The sequence below is a fragment of the Paraburkholderia suaedae genome (assembly GCF_040812055.1).
In the GTDB taxonomy this organism is placed as follows: Bacteria; Pseudomonadota; Gammaproteobacteria; order Burkholderiales; family Burkholderiaceae; genus Paraburkholderia.
The window spans coordinates 1-1,538 of the sequence record NZ_JBFOAH010000094.1 but is presented as its reverse complement, the minus strand read 5'-3'; the positions used below and the strand labels follow the sequence as shown (position 1 = coordinate 1,538).

Sequence of the window (1,538 nt, the reverse complement as noted above, 5' to 3'; positions counted from 1 at the left end):
AACCTCGTACTCGACCCTTTCGCCGTTGAGCACGCGTTGGACGTACGGCTCGATGGCAGCAAAAAAGTCAGCGTCGAGAACCTCCTGGGTGAGCCGTCCCACGATCTCCTCCGGGTCCAACCCTAGCCACTCGCGATAGGTTGAGTTGGCGAACCGATAACGTCGCTCACCGTCGACGTAAGCGACCAGCACCGGCAGATTGTCAGCGATGGCGCGCAAATCCACGCGCGTGGCTCCCAATTGTCGCTCGGCGGTCGTCAGTTGCTCATGCGACCTGCGCAGCACTTCCGAAGCCTCATGGGCTGCCCGATGCAACGCAGCCTCCCGCGCATCGCGGGCGGTTTTTTCCCGTTGCTCCGCCTGGGTATCGTGAATGACGAACAGCCAGCCTCCGCGGGTCGACCCCGCCTGCTTCAATGCCACCTGCACTCGCGCTGGCTTGCTTTGCTTGTTGCGCAACCGGAACGTCACGTCGAGCGTCAGGACCTCGACCCCTCGGCCACGATTGAGTGCCAGCACGACCTGTTCAAGCCTGGTCCGGTCGCTCGCATCCAGCAGATCGAGTATGTTCGTTTTCGTCAGCGGAGCACGCGAGTGCGCGAAGAATTTCACGCAGGCATCATTCATGTGTCGCCACTCCCAGTCCCTTCCGATATGCGCGATAGCGACCGGAGTCCGATGGAACGTCTCGACGTAAAGCGCATGCTGGGCCTGAAGCCGGTCGATCGCCTGATGCACCTGCAAACGATCAGAGCCGGCCAGCTTGCGCAGGCCAACTTCGTGCTCGATCATTTGCCCCAGGTCTACCAGCATCTGACGCTGTTGGCGCGTGAAGCGCCGCGGCATCGAGTGCATCACGCATAGCATACCGATGGGTTTGCCGCACGGGAGACGCAGCGCAATGCCTGCGAAAAAGCGGATCCCCAATTCGCTGGTTGCCAGTGGCCCCTGCGCACGCTCCGCATCGGACAACGCATCCCTGACGACGAACGGTTCCTCGCATTGGAGCGTCCGGCTATAGTACGTCTCCAGATGGAATACGACGTCCCGTTCGCATCCACTTGCGCCTATGACTTCTGGCTGGCCCGGTCTGTCGAGACATACGACGGATATTGGAAAATTCAGCGCGCGCGCGGCGACCCGGGTCACGCGCTCAAAGTACTGATCGTAGTCGCTTTCTGGGGGCACGGGGGCGCTGATTGGTTGTCGTTGTTGCTGCGCATCCATAATGCATTCGTCTTTCACGCTCCATGCTCCGTTCCGGTCACATCGTGTAATGCATTTATCGACGCCGTCGCAAATGCCCGGAGCTGATCGACCGCCATCGGCTTCCCATACCAGTATCCCTGCGCGAGGTCGATTCCCGAGCGCTGTACCTCATCGTGTTCTGCGGCCTTCTCGACGCCCTCCACAACAACTTTCGCACCAAGTGTATGCACCAACGCGGCTACCGACTTCAGAAACTGGGTGCGCGCTTCGCCGCGCATGACTAGAAATCGCCGGTCTACCTTCACGTAATCGAACCGGAAGTCCGCGAG

General features: G+C 60.5%; 2 protein-coding genes. Both read right to left on the bottom strand.

The window, feature by feature from the left end:
• The coding region (locus ABQJ48_RS37680; protein WP_367842917.1) for a PAS domain-containing protein at nucleotides 1-1,227 on the bottom strand (1,227 nt) is incomplete at its 3' end.
• 14 nt (nucleotides 1,228-1,241) lie between these two features.
• Nucleotides 1,242-1,538: EAL domain-containing protein (locus ABQJ48_RS37675; RefSeq protein WP_367842916.1), on the bottom strand; the 297-nt coding region annotated here is incomplete at its 5' end.